Annotated in this window: 4 protein-coding genes; all 4 read left to right on the top strand. The window is 69.0% G+C overall.

Annotation, left to right across the window (positions count from 1 at the left end):
* A partial coding sequence (locus AC27IQ_RS21920) for an ATP-binding protein (protein WP_487090781.1) occupies positions 1 to 279 on the top strand: 279 nt, incomplete at its 5' end.
* A gap of 174 nt (positions 280 to 453) precedes the next feature.
* A complete protein-coding gene (locus AC27IQ_RS21915; protein WP_487090780.1) occupies positions 454 to 954 on the top strand; it encodes a hypothetical protein in 501 nt (166 codons plus the stop codon).
* Between the two features lie 112 nt (positions 955 to 1,066).
* Complete coding sequence (gene pyrC / locus AC27IQ_RS21910) at positions 1,067 to 2,116, top strand: dihydroorotase (protein ID WP_487090779.1); 1,050 nt, start codon at positions 1,067 to 1,069, stop codon at positions 2,114 to 2,116.
* 70 nt (positions 2,117 to 2,186) lie between these two features.
* A complete protein-coding gene (locus AC27IQ_RS21905; RefSeq protein WP_487090778.1) occupies positions 2,187 to 2,819 on the top strand; it encodes an NYN domain-containing protein in 633 nt (210 codons plus the stop codon).
* The last annotated feature ends 5 nt before the right edge of the window (positions 2,820 to 2,824 follow it).

Here is a 2,824-nt window from a genome sequence, read left to right as displayed (position 1 = left end):
GGCGGCTGGCTGGGCGTGGCGGTCGAGGCGACGGCTGCCGGCGTGGCGCTGCGCGTGAGCGATGCCGGGGCTGGGCTGCCGCCCGAGATGCTGTCGCGGCCGTTTCGCCGCTTTCCGCACGCGCCCGGGCACGGGGGCGAGGGCTCGGGCCTGGGGCTGTCGATCGTCCATGCCCTGGTGGTCCGCCAGGGCGGCACGGTCGAGGTGGAAAACCGCCCGGAAGGGGGCTCGTGCTTCACCGTGCGGTTTCCCGCGGTGGCGCCCCCAGCGCTGGACTGAAGGGTTGCTGCGCTGCGTCCGGCAGGCCCGGCGGTGCGGGAATCTGTCCTACGGGCTCCGCTGCCAAAGGCCCACAGGGGGGCTGAGGGGCCATTTCTAGGATCGGGACTTGTCGCGAGAACGGGGGCATGCCACCCGATCCTGCGGCTTCCACCGACCGATCCTGACTGACCCATGAACGCTTTTCTCAAGACCTTTTCCGTTGCCGCCTGCACTGCCTTGCTGCTCACCGCCTGTGGCGGCGGCAACGATGACGATCCCACCCCGAGCGATCAGCCCGGCGTGCTCACGGTGAGCAATGCCACGGTCTCCGGCCTGAACGGCGTGTACGGCGACGGCACCATCAACCTGACCGACGTGGAAAAGAAGAACCCGGTGGGCTCGTCGCCCGAAGTCTGCACCTTCCGTTTCGACGGCGCCAAAAAGGTCGGCTCCAGCGACCAGGCCTCCGGCGACGTGCGCTACCAGCCCAATGCCGGCAACCTGTACATCGCCTTCCTCACGTTCTCGCAGCGCGAGTTCAGCGCCACCGACTGGAGCGACACCACCGTGTCGCGCGATTCCAACCAGGTGCGCCTCCTGAGCAAGACGCTCACGGCCACCGACGGCTCGGGTGACCGCATCACCGTCTCGGGCATCGTTCCCATGCGCGGCAACCGCCCCTCCGGCTGCTGATCAGAATACCAACCTGCAACCCCCTCGCCCCATTGATTTGGGGTTTACCCTGTCCATCCCTCCGGGTGGGCAGGGTTTTTTCATGGGCTGGCGCGATGGGACAATGGCGCCCATGACCGCTGCCCACTCCCCCGACACCCTCACGATCACCCGCCCGGATGACTGGCACCTGCACGTGCGCGATGGCGAAGCGCTGCTCACCGTCGTGCCGCACACGGCCGCCCAGTTCGGGCGCGCCGTCATCATGCCCAACCTGCGCCCGCCCGTGACCACGGCGGCCCTGGCCACGGCGTACAAGGAGCGCATCCAGGCGGCCGTGCCGCCTGGCGTTGCCTTCGAGCCGCTGATGACGCTGTACCTCACCGACAACCTGGCGCCCGAGGAGATCGTGCGCGCCAAGGCGGCGGGTGTGATCGCCCTCAAGCTCTATCCCGCCGGCGCCACCACCAACAGCGATGCCGGCGTGACCGATCTGCGCAAGACCTACCGCACCCTGGAGGCCATGCAGAAGGCCGGCCTGCTGCTGCTCGTGCACGGCGAGGTGACCAGCAGCGACATCGACCTGTTCGACCGCGAGGCCGTGTTCATCGAGCAGCAGCTCATTCCGCTGCGCCGCGACTTCCCGGAACTGAAGATCGTCTTCGAGCACATCACCACCCGGGATGCGGCGCAGTACGTGCAGCAGGCCGACCGTTTCACCGCGGCCACCATCACGGCGCACCACCTGCTCTACAACCGCAACGCGATCTTTACCGGCGGCATCCGCCCCCATTACTACTGCCTGCCCGTGCTCAAGCGTGAAACGCACCGGGTGGCGCTGGTGGAGGCGGCCACCAGTGGCAGCGACAAATTCTTCCTGGGCACCGACAGCGCGCCGCACCCGGCCCACCTCAAGGAGCATGCGAGCGGCTGCGCCGGCTGCTACACCGCCCATGCAGCGATCGAGATGTACGCCGAGGCATTCGACCATGCCGGTGCGCTGCACCAGCTCGAAGGCTTCGCCAGCTTCCACGGCCCCGCGTTCTACGGCCTGCCGCGCAACCAGGGCACGATCACCCTGCGCCGCGAATCTTGGACGCCGCCGGGCAGCTTCGCCTTCGGCGAGGCCGAGCTCAAGCCGCTGCGCTCGGGCGAGGCGCTGCCGTGGCGGGTCGTGGGGTGAACGCCACCACGCACCCAGCGTGCCTGCCCGCCTTGGCGGCCGTGCTCCGACAGTCCCTGCGAGGCCACCCATGACCGCTTTCTTCATCGACGCCGACAACCTGTGTGCGCCCGCCTGGGTGGAGGAGGCCTTTCGCACCCTGGAGCAGCACGAGGGCAGCGTGTCCCTGCGCCGCGCTTACGGCAGTGCCGACAAGCTCAAGGGGCTCGGGGAGGTGCTGCGCACCCGCATGATCCGGCCCTACATGAACCTGTCGCTGACCAAGAACACGACGGACGTGGCCCTGGCGGTCGATGTGATGGAACTGTCCTATGCGCCGTCGCATCCGTCCACCATCGCGATCGGTTCGGGCGATGCCGACTTCGTGCCGCTGGTGCTGCGGCTGCGCGAGCGCGGGTTCCGGATGGTGTGCCTTTCCGACCGCGGCAAGATGGCGCCCGAGGCCGTCAATGCCTACGATCAGGTCTTCCTGGTCGGGCAGGAGGCCGATGCGGTGACCGAGGCCCCCGCCGCGGTGCAGGATGCCGCACCACCGGCCCCGCGAAGCCCCGCGGCCAAGAAAACGCCCGCGCGCAAAACCACCCCCCGCAAGGCCGCTGCGCCCAAGCCGGCGGTGCAGGCCGCACCGTCCAGGAAGGCGCCGGCGAAGAAAGCCGCCGCCAGGAAGGGCGGCTTCCACCACGGCGGCCAAGGCGGCGGATGACGCTG

The sequence above is a fragment of the Acidovorax sp. KPB24-07 genome (genome assembly GCF_057543315.1).
Note: the sequence above shows the minus strand (reverse complement) of the source record. Positions and strands in the feature narration are given on the sequence as shown.